Source organism: Acinetobacter chengduensis, assembly GCF_003664645.1.
Classification (GTDB): Bacteria; Pseudomonadota; Gammaproteobacteria; order Pseudomonadales; family Moraxellaceae; genus Acinetobacter; species Acinetobacter chengduensis.
Genome location: NZ_RCHC01000020.1, coordinates 1 through 17675 on the forward strand (window position 1 = coordinate 1; position 17675 = coordinate 17675).

The following is a 17675-nucleotide window of genomic DNA, read 5'->3' on the forward strand; positions in this document are numbered from 1 at the left end:
TAAAAAGGATCGTGTGGTTGTTAAAAAAGGTTCGAAGAATGGTGAAATTCTTGCAAAACGTGGCTCGATCCAACCCGATTACGCTATGAATGCATATCTGATTGAGCGCTTTAAATTATTTAGCTTGCAGTGGTTGAAATATGGCAAAGCATGGGTTGAAGAACTGGATAATTCAATGATGTGTAAATTTGTGGAAGTGCAACGTCAAATCAATTTAGCGAAGGTGGCGTGATGGATATTCAGAAAGAATATTTAGATTTAAATAATAATTTCAGCTATCACAAAGCATCATCAGCTGATTGGCGTGGCATTGGGTACATGGAAATCCCTCCTGCTGCTGATATTTATTTTATGGAGTGGTTTTATAGGAAAGTTCGAGATGGTGAATGGCTTGTTTGGAATAAACATCAAGAATGTTGGAATCCTTGTGATTATGACTTCGAAGAAAATTGTCCAAATATTCACTGGATGCGTGAAGGGGTAAGTTTAAAGCCCCATAGTAACTACTCAACTAGTCAAGCAGTGCCTGAATGGTTTGATTACACAAAACAATCGCCACGCATAGATGGGCGGTATCAAATATTTATTTCAGGTGAACAGTTGGCTGCAGACTATAAACACCCTTTTGGTTTTGCATGCCCAATTGATGGCTGTGCATTCGTTCAAGAATTAATTACTCACTGGGCTGTATTAAATAGTGATCCAGTTGTTGATGTACAGGAACTAAGTAATGAATCTAAATGATCCTAAAATCGTGGTGGCAATTGAAAATGCAGTTTGCAATCAACTTGAGGCTTCAGGTATTACCGCTGATCCGTTCCGCCTAGATGGTGAAAAAATTATTGATGTGATTATGCAACAACTGGAAGGTTTTGTTTTGGTGCCGAGAGAACTAGCAGAAAACATTGCCATTCAATTAGCTGAAAGCGAATTTAAGAAAAGTGAAACGATATTCAATAGTTCTTATCGTGATTACAGCATTGATGCAAAAAACAACTTAAAGCAAAAATGGATTGAGCAAAAAGCACGTTGCATCGTAGTTGATTATAAAACCCTGATCGGTAAAGCACAGGAGTATGGCCATGACTAGAACTGCTAAACAAATTGTAGATCAAACTCATAAACTTGCTGAGGCTTTTTATCTACACCTTGGGTATAAACATATTAGATCGTGTCACGGCAATCTTTTTGAATCAACCCATCCAACAGAACAAAGTATGTGGCATTTGGCATGTTTGGCGCAAATTGAATTAACAGCTACGGATCCAAACGATGCCTTAAGTGAATTGGATGAGGAGCAAGGCCATGATTAAACAATTAAAACGTGTAGATCTACCTGAAGACCTTTGCTGGTGGTTTCATCCGGAACTTCACTCTATTGATCCAATGACAACATGTGACGAAGAGCGCGGCTACACCACAGAAGAATGGGAGCTGCTTCAAGTAAACGGCAATATTGATATTGTGATTGATACATCGGTTGATCTTGAAGAAATAGATCCTAATGCAAATGGTGAGTGGAAAGGCTACACACCCACTCCACCATCACCAGAACATTTTTTAATTGCTGCCTTTGATACTGAGCATTGGGACCAAGCGGTTCTATGGTGGGCCAAAGAGCGTTTGTCTCTAAGTGTGCAACAAAGTTTAAAGGAGGTGTCATGACAGCAATGGCGAATATGGGTAACTTTATTGTTGCACTGCCACCATCAGATATCTGGCTGACTGATGAACAAGCGGCAGAATTTTTAAGTTACGAGAAGGGATATTTCAAAGCATCTATTATCTGCTTAAAAGGATTCCCCAAACCAAAATACATTACTGAAACAGTAAAAGGCAGGAGATGGAATTTAAAAAGATTGTCTGATTGGTTAAGTGAAAGGCCTGAAGATTTAAAAAAAACAGTAGGCAGACCCCGCAAAATATAGCGGGGTTTTTCTTTAATAAAATATGGATTACGCCATAATTACGCCAAAGTACAATTAAATTATTGATTTTATAGGTGGTAATGGTGCGCTCAGCGGGACTCGAACCCACGCCACAGGCTTCGGAGACCTGTACTCTATCCAGTTGAGCTATGAGCGCGCGTGCACATCATATCAAAAAATTCTCTAAGGTAAAGCAACTATATATAAGTCTTGCATATTAGTGTCTACGCTTTGTACAAAGTTCTATATTTGCAACTCAGAATTCCATCCCATTTACTTGGTTTATTGGGCCAGATCGCTCACAATAACCACATTATTCACCAAGTGAGAACTACATGACTGATGCACTGACACTCAGGGAACTGTCAAAAACTTATAAAAATGGGTTTCAGGCTTTAAAAGGCATTAATTTGACGGTGCCCGAAGGTGAGTTTTATGCCCTACTTGGCCCAAACGGTGCAGGAAAATCAACCACGATTAGCATCATCAGTTCTTTGACCAAAAAAACTGCAGGTACAGTTGAAATCTTTGGTCATAACTTGGACACGCATCCATCACATGCAAAACAGCAATTGGGCGTTGTTCCACAAGAATTCAACTTTGGACAATTTGAAAAAACTTTTGATATTTTAGTTACTCAAGCAGGTTACTACGGTATTCCAAAGAAAATTGCAGAAAAGCGTGCAGAAGAATATTTAGAAAAGCTCGGGCTATGGGAAAAACGTGGTACTCAAGCACGCATGCTTTCAGGTGGTATGAAACGTCGCCTCATGATTGCACGTGCAATGATGCATGAACCCAAACTATTAATTCTGGATGAACCTACTGCAGGTGTCGATATTGAACTTCGTCGCTCTATGTGGGACTTCTTAACAGAAATGAATAATAAAGGTACATCTATCATTCTGACCACGCACTATTTAGAAGAAGCTGAAGTCTTATGTCGACGCATTGCCATTATTGACCGTGGTGTGATTAAAGAAGATACCAGCATGAAAGGCTTCTTAAGCCAACTAAACGAAGAAACCTTTATCTTCGATTTAGCTACACCAATTCAACCTCTGCAAATCGATATTATTGGTGTCCGATTTAATTTAGTCGATCCAATGACCTTAGAAGTGACGATGGATAAATCGCATAACCTTAATGATTTGTTCCAACTTATGCAGGCACAAAATATTCAAGTGCGTAGCATGCGCAATAAATCAAACCGTTTAGAAGAGCTCTTTGTAAAAATGGTAGAAAAAAACCTTGAGGGCGCCACACAATGAATTTTTCCCAGCTCCAAGTCGCACTTTATACCCTAGTTTATAAAGAAATCCGCCGCTTTATGCGGATTTGGCCACAGACCTTACTCCCACCCGCAATTACCATGAGTCTCTACTTTGTGATTTTTGGTAATTTGGTTGGATCACGTATTGGCACTATGGGTGGCTTTACTTATATGCAGTTTATTGTGCCTGGCCTGATTATGATGGCAGTCATTACCAACAGCTATGCCAACGTATCTTCTAGCTTTTTTAGTGCGAAGTTTCAAAAAAGTATTGAAGAGCTCATTATGAGTCCTGTACCTCTGCACATGATTTTATGTGGCTATGTCATTGGAGGTGTTTGTCGTGGTGTATTAGTCGGTATTATTGTGACTGCAATGAGTCTTTTTTTCACTGACTTATATATTACCAATTGGTTTGTGACTATATATACCGTGCTCGTGACCTCTTTATTATTTTCTTTAGGCGGTTTTATTAATGCGGTATATGCAAAATCATTTGATGATATTTCGATTATCCCGACTTTTGTACTCACACCACTGACTTATTTAGGTGGCGTATTTTATGCAATTTCTGCACTTAGCCCTTTTTGGCAAAATCTTTCTTTAATTAACCCTGTGGTATACATGGTCAACGCTTTTCGTTATGGTATTTTGGGCCATAGCGATGTCAATGTTGCAATTTCATTAACTGTTATTACAGCCTGCTGTGCTGTGCTGTATACCGTAGCTTATCAACTCCTCTCCCGTGGTTCAGGAATGCGTGAATAATGACTGTAGAACAATCACTTTTAGGTAAAGACACCAATTACCCAACTGAATATCAACCCGATATTCTATTCCCGATCGCCCGTGCAGCTGCACGTGAGACTTATGCACATGTTGAAGGCATTCGGCAAGGTAAAGATTGGTGGCATGTTTTTGAAATTTCATGGCTCAATGCAATGGGAATCCCACAAGTGGCAATTGGGCGTCTTACATTACCTGCATCATCACCAAACTTGATCGAATCCAAATCATTAAAGCTTTACTTTAATAGTATGAACTTCACTCGGTTCGACTCTAAAGAAGCCTTTATTGCAACGGTAGAAAAAGATTTATCTCATGCGGCCGAAGCACCTGTGACGATTAATCTATTTGCAGCTGATGATTTAGCAGTGGCACAACCTGAAGGTATTTGTATTGATAATCTTCAACCAGATCGTTTAGAAGAACATCCAGATGCTTCTTTATTACAATTCGATGTAGCCAATCAGCAAGTTGAAGTTCAACTTTATTCACATTTATTAAGAAGTAACTGTCCAGTCACTGGACAACCGGACTGGGGCACTGTATTTATACGTTATAAGGGTAAAAAGCCTTGTTATAAAAGTATCTTGGCTTATATTATTTCTTACCGTCAGCACAATGGTTTTCACGAACAATGTGTAGAACAAATGTATGCTGATATATGGCAAAATCTGAAACCAGAACAACTGATGGTTTATGCCACTTATACACGTCGCGGTGGTTTAGATATTAATCCTTGCCGTGTATCTGACCCAACATGGATGCCTCGCCCAATTCGATTGGCGCGTCAATAAAATAAAGAACATTGAGGTTTAATAAGATGCCATTTTTTGGTTTTATTCCTTCAGCGGAACTTCTTAGCAGTATTCAAGAAGGTCATGCAAAGAAAAATTCAAGCGAAACACTTTATCCCCTACGTGATAAAACTGCCCTGCTGATTAACGAAGAAATTATTGGGGCGACAATATTAGCCCCTGTACATTTATTTCCAGCCAGTGATAAGCGTGATACTGCTGAGAAATTGGCTGGCTACGTAAAATCTACGGTGGCTGTACTGCTTAAACAACTGTTAAGCAAAGCCTCAAATGATGTAGTTAAACAATCCATTGAATTTTCTGAAAGCAGTTTATTTAAAGATTCATCTGGCGCACATCGTGTAGGCTTAAGCCTTGATGCAAGTTTAGTGACTAATCTTAAAAACAGCTTTGCTGAAATCAAAAATGGCGCTGACATTAACAAAGCTGCTTTAGCTGAACAATATAAGCAGTTTGCTGAATCAGCTGTACGTCATTTTATGAATGACTTTAATAAAACTTTAGATTTGGGCATGATCAAACGCAAAGCTGCGGATATCGGCTCTTCTGCTGTTATTAAAGCCATCCATATCGCCATTGATAAAATCTTCCCCAACCTGACTAAAGATGAACTCATGGCGCTTGCTGAAGCACATGATGATATGTTTAATCCAAATTAAACATAAACATCTTCAAAAAACCTAGCCCTTGCTAGGTTTTTTTGTATTAATAATCCTACAATTGCTAACTTAAGTCACATCACGTGCTAGCATCCCGCCAACTTCATGTGGGCCGATGATGACGATTATGCCTTTACCACCAGATATTCAGCTGAAATTCTTACGCCATTCTCCACGCGATGGGCTCAATATCAAAAATGAATATCATTTTTTCACACGTATTCATCTTGATCCGTGGTTATGCCTTTATATACTGCTTACTGCATCTCTTGGCTTAATGACCTTATATAGCGCCTCAGGGCAAAATACGTCTATGGTGTTAAAACAAGCCATGAGCTTTGGCATTGGATTTGCCGTGATGTTTTTTTTGGCACAAATCCCACCTAAAATTTATCAAGCATTATCGCCAATTTTTTATGTTTTTGGTTTGCTGTGCCTATTTGCGGTATTTGCATTTGGTGAAGTCCGCCTCGGCGCCAAACGTTGGATTGGCATCCCTGGTTTTGGCAGTGTGCAGCCCAGTGAATTTATGAAAATTGCTATGCCCATGGCCGCTGCATGGATTTTATCTAGAGCATCCATCCCACCTGCTTTTAGTCGAATTTTTAAGGCATTGGTACTAACTTTGGTTCCTTTTTTACTTATTGCCAAGCAACCTGATCTCGGAACCTCCGCTTTAGTGTTGGCTAGCGGTATTTTTATCTTATTTTTAAGTGGCTTATCATGGAAATTAATTGGTAGTGCAACTGCGCTCATTTCCATTATTATTCCTATGCTTTGGGAATTTTTACTGCATGATTATCAAAAAACCCGAGTCATGACTTTATTTAACCCAGAAGCAGATGCATTAGGTGCAGGCTGGAACATTATTCAATCTAAAATTGCAATTGGCTCAGGTGGATTCTTTGGAAAAGGCTATTTAAATGGCACACAATCTCACCTTCATTTTTTACCCGAAGGTCATACAGATTTTATTATTGCTGCCTTTTCTGAAGAATTTGGAATGATTGGCATTTTGATTTTATTTTCACTTTATTTAGCCATTATTTTACGAACCTTGCAAATCAGCATGCAATCCTTTCACCAATATGGAAAATTGCTCGCAGGTGGCTTAGGTTTGTCCTTTTTTGTATACATTTTTGTAAATGCTGGAATGGTTAGCGGTATATTACCTGTAACGGGTATTCCTCTGCCATTTATGAGTTATGGCGGAACTGCAATCATTACCTTGATGGCATCATTTGGCATCGTCATGTCAATTTACACCCACAAATAAAATTCGTGGAATTGAGTTTTTTATGCGTACACACTTTTATAACAAACTGAAAAGCATTTTATTAATTACTGGCGCGTTATCGCTGACCAGCTTCTGCCAAGCCAACGATTTTCAATCCAATCCTGCTTATTTCAGTTTTAAGCAAAAAACCATGCAAACTTATGGTTTAACTGCTGAACAAGTCGATTGGGCAATGAATGGTGCTAAAAATTTACCCAATATTATTAATATTATGAATCGCCCTGGTGAAAGCAAACCATGGTACGAATACAAAACCAATTTTTTAGCGAATAGTACCATTCAACGTGGTGTACGCTTCAAACAACAATATGCTGACACCCTCAATCGTGCCGAACAACAATTTGGTGTACCTCAATCTGTCATTTTGGGCATTTTAGGGGTGGAAACAGGTTTTGGCTCAAATAAGGGCTCTTTCATAACCCGTGACGCACTTGCAACACTAGGTTTTGGCTATGAACGCCGTGCTGCATATTTCCAAGACGAATTAGCAGCCTTAATCGCTTGGTCATACCGCGACGGTATTCCGACCAACTCTGTGGTGGGTTCATACGCTGGTGCAGTGGGTTACCCACAATTTATGCCAAGCAATGTTGCTAAGCTCGGCGTTGACTACGATGGTAATGGTCATGTTGACCTACGAAATTCTGCTGTAGATGCTATCGGATCAATTGCAAATTATCTGGCTCAACATGGCTGGCAGCGAGACCAACCCATCGCCTTCGCTGCACGTTATTCTGGTAATAATCCAGATAGCGTAATCTCGAAGGATTTAACACAGCCTGTACCTTATGGTGTGTTAAAGGCTCAAGGGATTAGTCCATTGAATCCTATCGTAAAAATAGATGACCTAGATCTTGTGAATGTCATTCAATTGCAAGATAGTTATGGGCCTATTTATTATATTACCTACCCGAATTTTCAAGTCATTACCACCTATAACAAAAGCCGTATGTATGCGACTGCTTTATGGCTCTTAGGTAACGAAATTACAAGCCAATAAGGCTTGTAATTTAAAACTGACAAAAAATGTCAACATTTTTTTTAGCCAATTTGATCACATTTCGCACTTTTTAAATAACTTGTTACATTATTGATTATTTTTTATACAACAAATGTTATTTTTTCGTACAATTTTAAATTATTTTAATTAAACACTAGACAGCGGAATCACAGGATGAATATTATCCATTTCGTTAAATGTACTTGCAAAAGTGAAATATCAGACATGTTGGTATGAATTTCAATCACTTGAATGATTCATGCAAAATGTCCTTGGGAGATAAACAATGCAGTCTTCGATTATTAAATATATCTTAGCGGTCGCTACTACAGTTGCCCTGAGTCAATCGCAAGCTGAGATGGTTCAATCATCATCATTCAATAATGATAATGATCATTCACGTCTAGCCGCTCGTGCCCTCAACAAAGAAGCACAGAGCTTTAATTCAAATTTTAAAAACCTCAGCAGCCTTTCAATCACTGAGCGTTCTGGCGATAAAATTCGTCGCGAAACAATCGCCGCTAAAATTGAGATTCCTGAAGATGAGCCTTCAGTGATTGAAAAACTGAACGATGTTGCATCAAACACTGTACGTCGCTTTAGCCAAACTGGTACAGCGTCTTGGTATGGTCGTCAATTCCACGGTCGTAAAACTGCCAGTGGTGATACATTCGATATGAATGCATTAACAGCAGCACATCGTAGCCTGCCACTTAATTGCTTTATTCGTGTAACGAATAAAAACAATGGCAAAAGTATTGTTGTAAAAGTGACTGATCGTGGTCCATTCCATGGCAACCGTATCTTAGACTTGTCTTATGGTGCAGCTAAGCAACTGGGCATTACTAACAGCGGTACAGCAAGAGTAAATATTGAACGTGTAGATGGCCCAACTTCATAACTCTCCCTATGAATTTGCATACATTTAACGAAAAACCGCTTAGGCGGTTTTTTTAGCACTCGTATTTTGTATAGGCTTCATACCTATCGCCTAACATATTTTTCTCTAGCATCTTTCAGCTTCATTTTGACCAATCCATCAAACTGAATTATATTTTTAGCCATACACAATTAAACTGTGCGAAGGACATCGCAATGAAAACAATTCAGGAATGGTTTGATGAATATAGTGAAAGCCATCAAGATCCCACCAATAAATTAATGCATTGGGTTTGTGTGCCAACCATCTACTTTTCAATCATTGGCATCTTGGCAAATTTTAGTGTTTTGTTAGCAGCATTGGTGTTCGTTTTAGCCCTCATTTTTTATGCACGCTTAGACATCGTATTGGCCATCGCGATGGCTATTCTTACATTGGTCATGGCGTGGATGATTTGGATCTTACCTAAGGGCTTTGGCTTATATATTTCATTGTTTATTTTGGCATGGATTGGCCAATTTTATGGCCATAAAGTCGAAGGGAAAAAGCCTTCTTTCTTCAAAGATCTTCAATTTCTTCTCATTGGCCCTATTTGGTGCCTAGATACATTCCTAGGTAAAGTTAGCTTAAAATACAGAACACACCATAAAACGCAAATGAAGAGCATTTAGGATACATATTCTTTTATTATGCTGAAAATTACATTTCTAAATGTATTTTTCAGCTTTTTTAGTCAATTTCAACATCCTATTTTAGGGTATTTAGTTCAATCACAACAGATAGAGTAAACCATAGAAAAAGACTAAACTTGTCACAATACTCATCAGTAATTTCCGAGTAACGGCCGTCACTAAAATACAAAAAACAGCCCCATAAAAATAGCTATTTTGTACAATCCCCTTCCATGCATGATGATCAAAAAAAACAATCGGTATGGCAATCGAAATCATTAAACAGGGTGCTGCATAGTTCAGCATAGACATCACAAACTGAGGAACAACAATGCGTGTTTTTGGCTCCAAAAATAGATAGCGATTAAAAAAAGTAACCATTGCGAGACCAATTAACAAAGTCCAACTCATATTTCAGCCTCCAATGCCTTTTCTAAACATGCTGAAACCAGCATCCCACTTAGCCCAGCCAGTAAAATGGCCATCTCTAGTTTTATCCAAGTGAAAAAAATAACCATACAGGCAGAAACACACATTCCAACAATCGCAATTTTATGTTTGATTAGAAGAATCGCCATTACAATAAAAATAGCCACAATTGAAAATTCCAAATGAAAAATGCTTAAATTTGGAATCTGGGAAGCGAGTTGTATTCCAACTATACTAAACACAACCCAAAAAAAATAAAAACTTAAGCCTGCCCCAATCAAATATCGATAAGGTCTTTGATTTTGGAACATAGCAGTTGCATATAATTCATCTGTGAGTAAAAAACCAAGTATTACACGTTGAATAAGCGGTCTATGGCGTATGTCATTTTGAAGATGAAGTGCATAAATAAAATGCTGGCTGGTCAGAAAAAAAACAGTGACGATAATGCTTAAGACAGATGCTCCTGCAGTCAACATACTCAAACTGACTAATTGTGCAGCGCCCGCAAATACCAAAGCTGACATTCCTAAAGCCTGCATATAGGTCAATCCTGCATGTACTGCAATAGAACCCGCCAACACTCCCCAAGGAATCACCGCAATGGAGAGTGGCAACATATCTTTAACACCCTGTATAAAACCCAAGCTTAAGTTATTTTTTTGCTCGTAATTTAACCTAGCCATGACAAATCACTCAATTCAACATTTTGAACTGACAAATATGCGACTTCTGCATGTTTCATGCTTGTACAGAGTTGCTCATCATTTTATGGACATAGATGTATGAACGCATGCATTCTATTTATACGCTAAGCCATGTTATTGCTTATGCAAAGTATATTGAGCAGGTGTGCAACCTAAAGATTTTTTAAAATGTCGATTAAAATGGCTTTGATCCGAAAAGCCACATAGCTGTGCGGTTAATGCAATGTCCTGCCCTTGTTTTAATAATTTGAGAGATTTACGTAAACGACACTGTATGAGCCATGCATGTGGTGGCAAGCCTGTATATTTTTTAAATTGTCGTAATAAATACCATTGGCTTAAACCTACAATTTGAGCCAAATCTGCAAGTTGATGTTCTTTTTCTGGTTCAGTTGCCAAAAGTTCTTGAATAATTTTGACTTTAGCATGCACTTCTGAACAATCTTTAAGTTGCTGTTTTTGTTTACTATATCGACTGCATAAATAGGCTACAGTTGAAACATACAAGCTCTGCTTAAACAACACATTTTTAGGTTGTATCAATACATCGAAAAGTAAATTTAATTGTTCTGCTAATCCCTGATCATGGATGACAGCTTGAGAAAACCAAGGCGCCATTCCTTGCTCCCCAAAGAAATCACAACTGATTTCCTCAATCATTTCTGGCGTAGGATAAATTGCTCTATAGCGCCAGCCAGACTCAACAGCAGATGATCCTGTATGCACTTCATCTGCATTGACTAAAATGATATCGCCTTTTGGAGCAATATGTTGACAGCCTGTCCGTAAAAATGACTGCGCACCTTCATCAATTAAACCAATACAGTAACCTTCATGTGTATGCTTTGAAAAATGAGTTTGCTGATAAGATGCTTTAAGCAGCTCTAAGCCACCTAATTCTTGGACATGCCAATAATCTACAAACTCAATCATTTTATGGCCTTGCATATTTGTTCCTACACACTGACCCTACACCTTAACAATTTCAGATCAAATGCATAGAACAAAATTGCTCTTTTAGACAGCCATATAGTAAAAATTATTGATAAATTTTACCTTGATGTTTCAACCAACCATCCACATGACGGCCATTTGGATCATGATGTGTCCAGTGAATGACTCCACCTTGTGCTGAATACTCATATTCACCATAAAATTCAACAGTATCGCCTTTTTGTAAATTTTCAATTCGTGGTGAAAGATCAATGTTGTGTGCGACTAATACTGTCTGGCCGTTATTCAACTTCAAAATAAACTTTTGATGGCGTGATCCTTCATTGTCATCTTTTAAAACTGCTTTGACTGTGCCCACGGACTCAACCTGCACATCACTTTGCTGCCGAGCAAAAGCCTGCTGAATTTTTTCAAGGTCATCCTTCGTAACTGCATCTATCGTTTTTTGATGATTTAATGTCGCAGGGGCTAATGTTTGCTGAACTTCAGAATCATGTCGTTGCTGTGATGTAGACACTTCCTTTGATGTGACGGAAGGCTCAGGCTGAGACAAATCTAAACCAAAATAAGCCGCAATCAGTAAGGCAACTACCGAACCAACGCCAATATGTGTTTTATTTGCCATAGATCATCTATTTATTTCAAAATTTACTGCCTATTTTAAAGCCGCTCATTGCATTCTAGACGCATAATTTTGCTGCAAATTCACATCACTAAAAATAATGCGCAAATAAAAGTATAGACATAAAAAAAGCCCCCAAAGGGGACTTTTTTTAACACTTAATTTTTAGCGAAATCGCAAAAATTATTGTGCAGCAGCAGCTTGAGCAGCAGCAACTTCGTCAGCGAAGCTCATTTCTGCTTTTTTCTCAATACCTTCACCAACTTCGAAACGTACGAAGTTTGCTACAGTAGTTGAAGTTGCTTTAAGAATTTCAGCAACTTTCTTGTCGTTGTCAATTACGTACATTTGGTTCACAAGTACAACTTCGTTAAGGTACTTTTGAACTGAACCAGTCACCATTTTTTCAACGATGTTTGCTGGTTTACCAGATTCAAGAGCTTTTGCTTCAGCAATTTCTTTCTCTTTAGCGATAAGATCAGCAGAAACGTCAGCTTCAGTTACAGCAACTGGGTTGAACGCAGCAACGTGCATTGCCAAACCTTTACCAGTAGCTTCATCACCTGTGTAAGATACAACAACACCGATTTTTAAACCGTGTTTGTAAACAGCAAGGTTTTCGCCTTCAACGATTGTTGCGCGACGAACTTGGATGTTTTCACCGATTTTTTGAACAAGAGCAATACGAGCTTCTTCAACTGTAGCGCCATCTTCAAGTTTTAATTCAGCGATTTGAGCAGCATCAGTTACGTTTGCAGCAAGTGCAGCAGCAGCAACTTTAGCAGAGAAGCCTGCAAAGTTTTCGTCTTTAGCAACGAAGTCAGTTTGGCAGTTAACTTCTAAAAGAAGCGCTTTATTACCTTCTTGAGCGATAGTGATAGCACCATCAGCAGCAATGTTACCAGCTTTTTTAGCTGCTTTTGCTTGACCAGATTTACGAAGGTTGTCAATCGCTAATTCGATGTCACCGCCCGCTTCTGTTAATGCTTTTTTACATTCCATCATCGCAAGACCAGTACGGTCGCGCAATTCTTTAACCATGCTTGCTGTAACTGCAGTCATGTTAGTCTCCTAAATACGGTAGAAAATGAATTCTTTTTAGAACAGAAACGGCCCAGAGGTATCTCATGGGCCGCCTGCATACATAACGCTTACTTTGCCACCATCACATGTCGCAAAAATGACAAGCTCACGTCAAACGCATTAAGCCTCAGAAGCAGGAGCTTCTTCGCCTTTCGCTTGTGCATTTGCTTGTGATTGAGCATATTCTTTACCAGCAAGAATCGCGTCAGCCATAGCAGAAGCATAAAGAGTAACTGCACGGATCGCATCGTCGTTACCAGGAATAACGTAGTCTACGTTGTCTGGGTTAGAGTTTGTATCAACGATACCGATTACAGGAATACCAAGGTTTTTAGCTTCTTTAATTGCAATAGCTTCGTGATCAACGTCGATTACGAATAATGCGTCAGGTAAACCACCCATGTTTTTAACGCCACCAAGACCGCGTTCAAGTTTTTCCATCTCACGAGTACGTTCTAAAGCTTCACGTTTAGTAAGCTTAGCGAAAGTGCCATCTTGAGATTGAGTTTGAAGGTCTTTTAGACGGTTGATTGACTGGCGAAGAGTTTTCCAGTTAGTCAACATACCACCCAACCAGCGGTGATCAACGTATGGTTGACCTGCGCGTTGAGCTTGTTCACGGATGATTGCAGAAGCTGCACGTTTTGTACCAACGAACAAAACTTTGTTCTTTTTGCTAGCCAAGTTGTTAGCAAAGTTCAAAGCATCATTTAACGCAGGAACAGTGTGCTCAAGGTTGATGATGTGAATTTTGTTACGCGCGCCGAAGATGTATTCGCGCATTTTTGGGTTCCAAAAACGTGTTTGGTGACCAAAGTGAGCGCCAGCTTGAAGAAGGTCGCGCATGCTTACGTTGTAATCTGCCATTTTCTTTACCTTAAAGTTTGGGTTAGGCCTCCATATACCCGCATTCTCCACCTTAAAAAGGCACCCAGAGATATGTGTCGATATATGTGCGGATTTTAATGCCCCATCGCACAAAGCTCGTGAAAGATATTCACGAAAAAGCATTTGATAAAATGGGCGGCTATTTATACCATAGTCACATACAAATTTCCAAAAGTTTTTAGAGATCATGAACAGTACTTACGAAGCTCCCCGCCGTTTAATTAAAACTCCAGACGAAATTGAAAAAATGCGTGTGGCTGGTCGGCTGGCTGCAGAAGTTTTGGATATGATCAAACCGCATATTGTTCCCGGTGTGACTACCCTCGAACTTGATACGATTTGTCATGACTATATTGTCAATAAACAAGATGCGATTCCAGCATGTTTAGGTTACGGAGCAGCTCCTGGTCGCCCTGCATTCCAACATGTAATCTGCACATCAGTTAACCATGTGGTCTGTCATGGTATTCCATCTGACGCTAAAAAATTAAAGAAAGGCGACATCCTTAATATTGATGTAACCGTAATTAAAGATGGCTACCACGGTGACACAAACATGATGTACATCGTAGGTGGTGAAACATCTATTTTAGCCAACCGTTTATGTAAAGTTGCGCAAGAAGCAATGTACCGTGGCATGGAAACTGTAAAACCAGGTTCTACCATTGGTGATATTGGTCATGCGATTCAAAAATATGTTGAATCTGAACGTTTTGGTGTAGTACGTGAATACTGCGGTCATGGTATTGGTACTGTTTTCCATGATGAACCACAAATTTTACATTATGGCCAAGCAAATTCTGGCATGATTTTAGAAGAAGGCATGACTTTTACCATCGAACCAATGGTGAATGGTGGTGACTGGAAGACTAAACTTCTAGGTGACAAATGGACTGTAGTGACCAAAGATCATAGCTTATCTGCTCAATACGAACATACAATTTTAGTGACTAAAACTGGTATTGAAGTATTAACAGCGCGCCCAGAAGAAGACTTATCACGCTTCCAAAATTAAGTGTGAGATAACCCTAAAAAGACCGCCTTGTTGCGGTCTTTTTTTATTGCAGGTTTGAAATGATGCTTCATTCATTTTTGATTAAAAATAGTTAGATTTAATCCGTAGTTCTGCATAAACATGCTCATATTAAGGACTGAAAATTCAAAATAAGTTGAAGCCTGAACTTCATTTTTATGCTTTTTTTAAATTTATGTAGACTTTTTTATCATTAAGCGAATTCACACTCCCCTTTATGCACCATTTTAGGCTAAGATAATGTGCTTTTTAATTTTTAATCCCTATAAGAAGGAATACTGCCGTGGACGTACGTCTCTCTGATCGTGTAAATGCCATCAAACCGTCCCCAACTCTTGCTGTAACGAACAAAGCAGCTGAATTGAAAGCTGCGGGTAAAAACGTTATTGGTTTGGGCGCTGGCGAACCTGATTTCGACACACCACAACACATCAAAGATGCAGCAATTGCAGCAATTAACAACGGCTTTACAAAATATACAGCTGTTGACGGTACTCCAGGCCTTAAAAAAGCAATTATCGCGAAATTAAAACGTGATAATAACCTTGACTATGTAGCAAACCAAATCTTGGTTTCTTGTGGTGGTAAACAGTCATTCTTCAACTTAGCACTTGCTTTGTTAAACAAAGGTGATGAAGTCATCATCCCTGCACCATTCTGGGTAAGCTACCCTGACATGGTGATTATCGCTGAAGGCGTGCCTGTAATTGTAAAATGTGGCGAAGAACAACGTTTCAAAATCACACCTGCTCAATTAGAAGCAGCGATTACTGACAAAACTCGTTTAGTGGTACTAAACAGCCCGTCTAACCCTACAGGTATGATCTACACTAAAGCTGAATTAGAAGCTTTGGCTGAAGTTCTTCGTAAATATCCTGAAGTTTATATCGCTTCTGATGACATGTACGAACCAATCCGTTGGGACGACGAGTTCTACAATATCGCAACTGTTGCGCCTGATCTTTACGAACGTACAATCGTATTGAATGGTGTATCTAAAGCGTATGCAATGACTGGCTGGCGTATTGGCTACGCAGCGGGCCCTGCTAAACTTATCGGTGCGATGAAAAAAATCCAATCTCAATCAACTTCAAACCCAACTTCTATTTCGCAAGTTGCCGCTGAAGCTGCATTGAATGGCCCTCAAGACGTTCTTGAGCCAATGATCGAAGCATTCAAACGTCGTCACGACTTAGTTGTAAAAGGCTTGAACGACATCAACGGTATTACTTGTCTTCCAGCTGACGGTGCATTCTATGCATACGCAAATATCCGTCCTTTAATTCGTGCAAAAGGTTTGAAATCTTGCACAGAATTCTCTGCATGGTTATTAGAAGAAACTGGTGTTGCCGTTGTTCCTGGTGATGCATTCGGTCTTGGTGGCTACATGCGTATCTCTTATGCAACTGCAGACGAAGTACTTGTAGACGCGCTCGCTCGTATTAAGAAAGCTGCTGATTCAATCGAAGGCGTAGATGCTGCGATTGCTTCAATTGCTGCTGAAAAATAATCTGCTTTTAAAAAGCTAGATTTAAAAAACCCGCGAATTTCGCGGGTTTTTTATGTTCTATATTCCATAATTTAAAATTTCACGCCCTGAAATACGATAATAGCCTTTGATAAAGCCAAAGTTTTAGGTTCATTTGAGAAATTAAAATCATTGAAATTCAAACGTTATAAAATGAATGTAGCAAGATATAAACTCTCTCAAAATTTCCTAAATAAAAATGGCCTGCTCCAGTATTTCTTTTAGTTTTTAAACATTCTTTTTCTGTGCCGAACACCAAATCACCAAGCCAATCCCCGCTAAAACAATCGCAGCTGAAATGATAATACGCAGACTGAGTGGCTCATCAATAAACAATGCACCGCCAATAATCGCCAAACACGGCACAGATAACTGAACACTGCTCGCGGTCACACGGTCAATTTGTTTGACGATTGCATACCACAGCACATAAGCACCACTAGACGCCAAACCACCCGAGAGCACCGCCAAAAAAATGTCACGCGGCTGTACAAAGCCTTGCCCCCAAAATACCATATAAGCCAGCAATACAAACGGAACAGCCACGACAAAATTTGCCAAACTGCTTGCCAATGGATTTTGCATTGATTTACCCGCAATGCTGTACATGGCCCAGCCAATTCCTGAAATGACCATCATCGTCGCATAAGCTAAATTGGGTGCAGAAGCGCCGGGCAGTAGCAAAATTAAAATTCCAACAATCGCTAGCACCAGCCCTATTCCACGGCCCAAATTCAGCCGTTCGCCATTATATAGGCCATAGCCGACCATACATAACTGCACTGTACCAAATAACAGTAAGGCACCCACTCCTGCATCTATATGCAAATAGGCTACCGAGAAGGCAACAATATACAGTCCCAAATAAAAGCCGTTTTTTATGCTCCATTCAATTTTGGCTTTGTGCGCAGACAACAAGTAAAGAAAAAACAATACTGCCACACCGCTGGCAACCCGAATTAAACTAAAACTCATCGGGTCAATTTGATGTTCTGCCAATGCCAACCGGCAGAGCACCGAGTTCGCAGCAAAAGCCAACATAGCAATACAAATTTTAAACAGCATGGTTGAGCATCCTTTTTCAACTGCATGCATGAGATATAACCGATCTATTTGATTAAT

The 17675-nt window shown here is 39.4% G+C and carries 22 protein-coding genes, 1 tRNA gene and 1 pseudogene; 16 read left to right on the plus strand and 8 right to left on the minus strand.

The annotated features are described in order from the left end of the window. The 6 genes and pseudogenes from D9K81_RS18455 to D9K81_RS14940 all read left to right on the plus strand — a co-directional run. A pseudogene (locus D9K81_RS18455) lies at window positions 1-232 on the plus strand (hypothetical protein); the annotation flags it as partial. Next, window positions 232-744 carry a hypothetical protein gene (locus D9K81_RS14920; RefSeq protein WP_120374573.1) on the plus strand — a complete coding sequence of 171 codons (513 nt, stop codon included), beginning with the start codon at window positions 232-234 and terminating at the stop codon, window positions 742-744. The pseudogene D9K81_RS18455 and the gene D9K81_RS14920, both read left to right, overlap by 1 nt. After that, entirely contained in the window at window positions 731-1090 is a 360-nt protein-coding gene (locus D9K81_RS14925) for a hypothetical protein (RefSeq protein WP_120374572.1), read from the plus strand. Before D9K81_RS14920 ends, D9K81_RS14925 begins: the two co-directional genes overlap by 14 nt. After that, window positions 1083-1313 carry a hypothetical protein gene (locus D9K81_RS14930; RefSeq protein ID WP_120374571.1) on the plus strand — a complete coding sequence of 77 codons (231 nt, stop codon included), beginning with the start codon at window positions 1083-1085 and terminating at the stop codon, window positions 1311-1313. Before D9K81_RS14925 ends, D9K81_RS14930 begins: the two co-directional genes overlap by 8 nt. After that, entirely contained in the window at window positions 1306-1665 is a 360-nt protein-coding gene (locus tag D9K81_RS14935; RefSeq protein ID WP_120374570.1) for a hypothetical protein, read from the plus strand. Before D9K81_RS14930 ends, D9K81_RS14935 begins: the two co-directional genes overlap by 8 nt. Beyond that, the gene (locus D9K81_RS14940) at window positions 1662-1928 is read left to right on the plus strand and encodes a hypothetical protein (RefSeq protein ID WP_120374569.1); all 267 of its coding nucleotides are present in this window, start codon (window positions 1662-1664) and stop codon (window positions 1926-1928) included. Before D9K81_RS14935 ends, D9K81_RS14940 begins: the two co-directional genes overlap by 4 nt. An 81-nt stretch (window positions 1929-2009) precedes the next feature. Here D9K81_RS14940 and D9K81_RS14945 read toward each other — a convergent pair. After that, a tRNA-Arg gene (locus D9K81_RS14945) sits at window positions 2010-2085 on the minus strand. Between the two features lie 178 nt (window positions 2086-2263). Here D9K81_RS14945 and D9K81_RS14950 point away from each other — a divergent pair. The 8 genes from D9K81_RS14950 (at window position 2264) to D9K81_RS14985 (ending at window position 9309) form a co-directional block, all read left to right on the plus strand. Beyond that, on the plus strand, window positions 2264-3199 hold the full coding sequence (locus D9K81_RS14950; protein WP_120374568.1) for an ABC transporter ATP-binding protein: 936 nt from the start codon (window positions 2264-2266) through the stop codon (window positions 3197-3199). After that, the gene (locus D9K81_RS14955) at window positions 3196-3969 is read left to right on the plus strand and encodes an ABC transporter permease (protein ID WP_117007535.1); all 774 of its coding nucleotides are present in this window, start codon (window positions 3196-3198) and stop codon (window positions 3967-3969) included. The genes D9K81_RS14950 and D9K81_RS14955 overlap by 4 nt, the downstream gene beginning before the upstream one ends. Next, window positions 3969-4781: an NADPH-dependent 7-cyano-7-deazaguanine reductase QueF gene (gene queF / locus D9K81_RS14960; RefSeq protein ID WP_120374567.1), complete on the plus strand. Its 813-nt coding sequence runs from the start codon at window positions 3969-3971 to the stop codon at window positions 4779-4781. Before D9K81_RS14955 ends, queF begins: the two co-directional genes overlap by 1 nt. Before the next feature lie 26 nt (window positions 4782-4807). Continuing rightward, window positions 4808-5461: a hypothetical protein gene (locus tag D9K81_RS14965; protein WP_120374566.1), complete on the plus strand. Its 654-nt coding sequence runs from the start codon at window positions 4808-4810 to the stop codon at window positions 5459-5461. 127 nt (window positions 5462-5588) lie between these two features. Beyond that, entirely contained in the window at window positions 5589-6737 is a 1149-nt protein-coding gene (rodA, locus tag D9K81_RS14970; protein WP_121523612.1) for a rod shape-determining protein RodA, read from the plus strand. Between the two features lie 22 nt (window positions 6738-6759). Continuing rightward, window positions 6760-7758, plus strand: a complete 999-nt coding sequence (gene mltB, locus D9K81_RS14975; protein ID WP_120374565.1) for a lytic murein transglycosylase B — start codon at window positions 6760-6762, stop codon at window positions 7756-7758. A 286-nt stretch (window positions 7759-8044) separates the two neighbouring features. Then, complete coding sequence (locus D9K81_RS14980) at window positions 8045-8659, plus strand: septal ring lytic transglycosylase RlpA family protein (protein WP_120374564.1); 615 nt, start codon at window positions 8045-8047, stop codon at window positions 8657-8659. Between the two features lie 194 nt (window positions 8660-8853). Next, window positions 8854-9309, plus strand: coding sequence for an Mpo1 family 2-hydroxy fatty acid dioxygenase (locus D9K81_RS14985; protein ID WP_120374563.1), 456 nt, complete (start codon window positions 8854-8856; stop codon window positions 9307-9309). Between the two features lie 99 nt (window positions 9310-9408). On the opposite strand, the gene D9K81_RS14990 is transcribed toward D9K81_RS14985, so the two are convergent. The 6 genes from D9K81_RS14990 to rpsB all read right to left on the minus strand — a co-directional run bounded on the left by D9K81_RS14990 (window position 9409) and on the right by rpsB (window position 13971). Then, a complete protein-coding gene (locus tag D9K81_RS14990; RefSeq protein ID WP_120374562.1) occupies window positions 9409-9720 on the minus strand; it encodes an AzlD domain-containing protein in 312 nt (103 codons plus the stop codon). Continuing rightward, entirely contained in the window at window positions 9717-10424 is a 708-nt protein-coding gene (locus D9K81_RS14995) for an AzlC family ABC transporter permease (RefSeq protein ID WP_120374561.1), read from the minus strand. The genes D9K81_RS14990 and D9K81_RS14995 overlap by 4 nt, the downstream gene beginning before the upstream one ends. Window positions 10425-10559: 135 nt before the next feature. Then, a complete protein-coding gene (locus D9K81_RS15000; RefSeq protein ID WP_227602093.1) occupies window positions 10560-11378 on the minus strand; it encodes an AraC family transcriptional regulator in 819 nt (272 codons plus the stop codon). A 106-nt stretch (window positions 11379-11484) separates the two neighbouring features. After that, on the minus strand, window positions 11485-12024 hold the full coding sequence (locus D9K81_RS15005) for a DUF3465 domain-containing protein (RefSeq protein ID WP_120374559.1): 540 nt from the start codon (window positions 12022-12024) through the stop codon (window positions 11485-11487). Between the two features lie 180 nt (window positions 12025-12204). Then, entirely contained in the window at window positions 12205-13083 is an 879-nt protein-coding gene (gene tsf, locus D9K81_RS15010; RefSeq protein WP_106985887.1) for a translation elongation factor Ts, read from the minus strand. Window positions 13084-13224: 141 nt separating this feature from the next. Continuing rightward, window positions 13225-13971: a 30S ribosomal protein S2 gene (gene rpsB, locus D9K81_RS15015; RefSeq protein WP_106985888.1), complete on the minus strand. Its 747-nt coding sequence runs from the start codon at window positions 13969-13971 to the stop codon at window positions 13225-13227. Between the two features lie 208 nt (window positions 13972-14179). Here rpsB and map point away from each other — a divergent pair, with 208 nt between their 5' ends. Continuing rightward, on the plus strand, window positions 14180-15007 hold the full coding sequence (gene map, locus D9K81_RS15020) for a type I methionyl aminopeptidase (protein WP_120374558.1): 828 nt from the start codon (window positions 14180-14182) through the stop codon (window positions 15005-15007). 301 nt (window positions 15008-15308) lie between these two features. Further along, window positions 15309-16535: a pyridoxal phosphate-dependent aminotransferase gene (locus tag D9K81_RS15025; RefSeq protein ID WP_120374557.1), complete on the plus strand. Its 1227-nt coding sequence runs from the start codon at window positions 15309-15311 to the stop codon at window positions 16533-16535. A 246-nt stretch (window positions 16536-16781) separates the two neighbouring features. Here the strand turns inward: D9K81_RS15025 and D9K81_RS15030 are convergent, their stop codons facing one another. Then, the gene (locus tag D9K81_RS15030) at window positions 16782-17618 is read right to left on the minus strand and encodes a DMT family transporter (protein WP_120374556.1); all 837 of its coding nucleotides are present in this window, start codon (window positions 17616-17618) and stop codon (window positions 16782-16784) included. Between the last annotated feature and the right edge of the window lie 57 nt (window positions 17619-17675).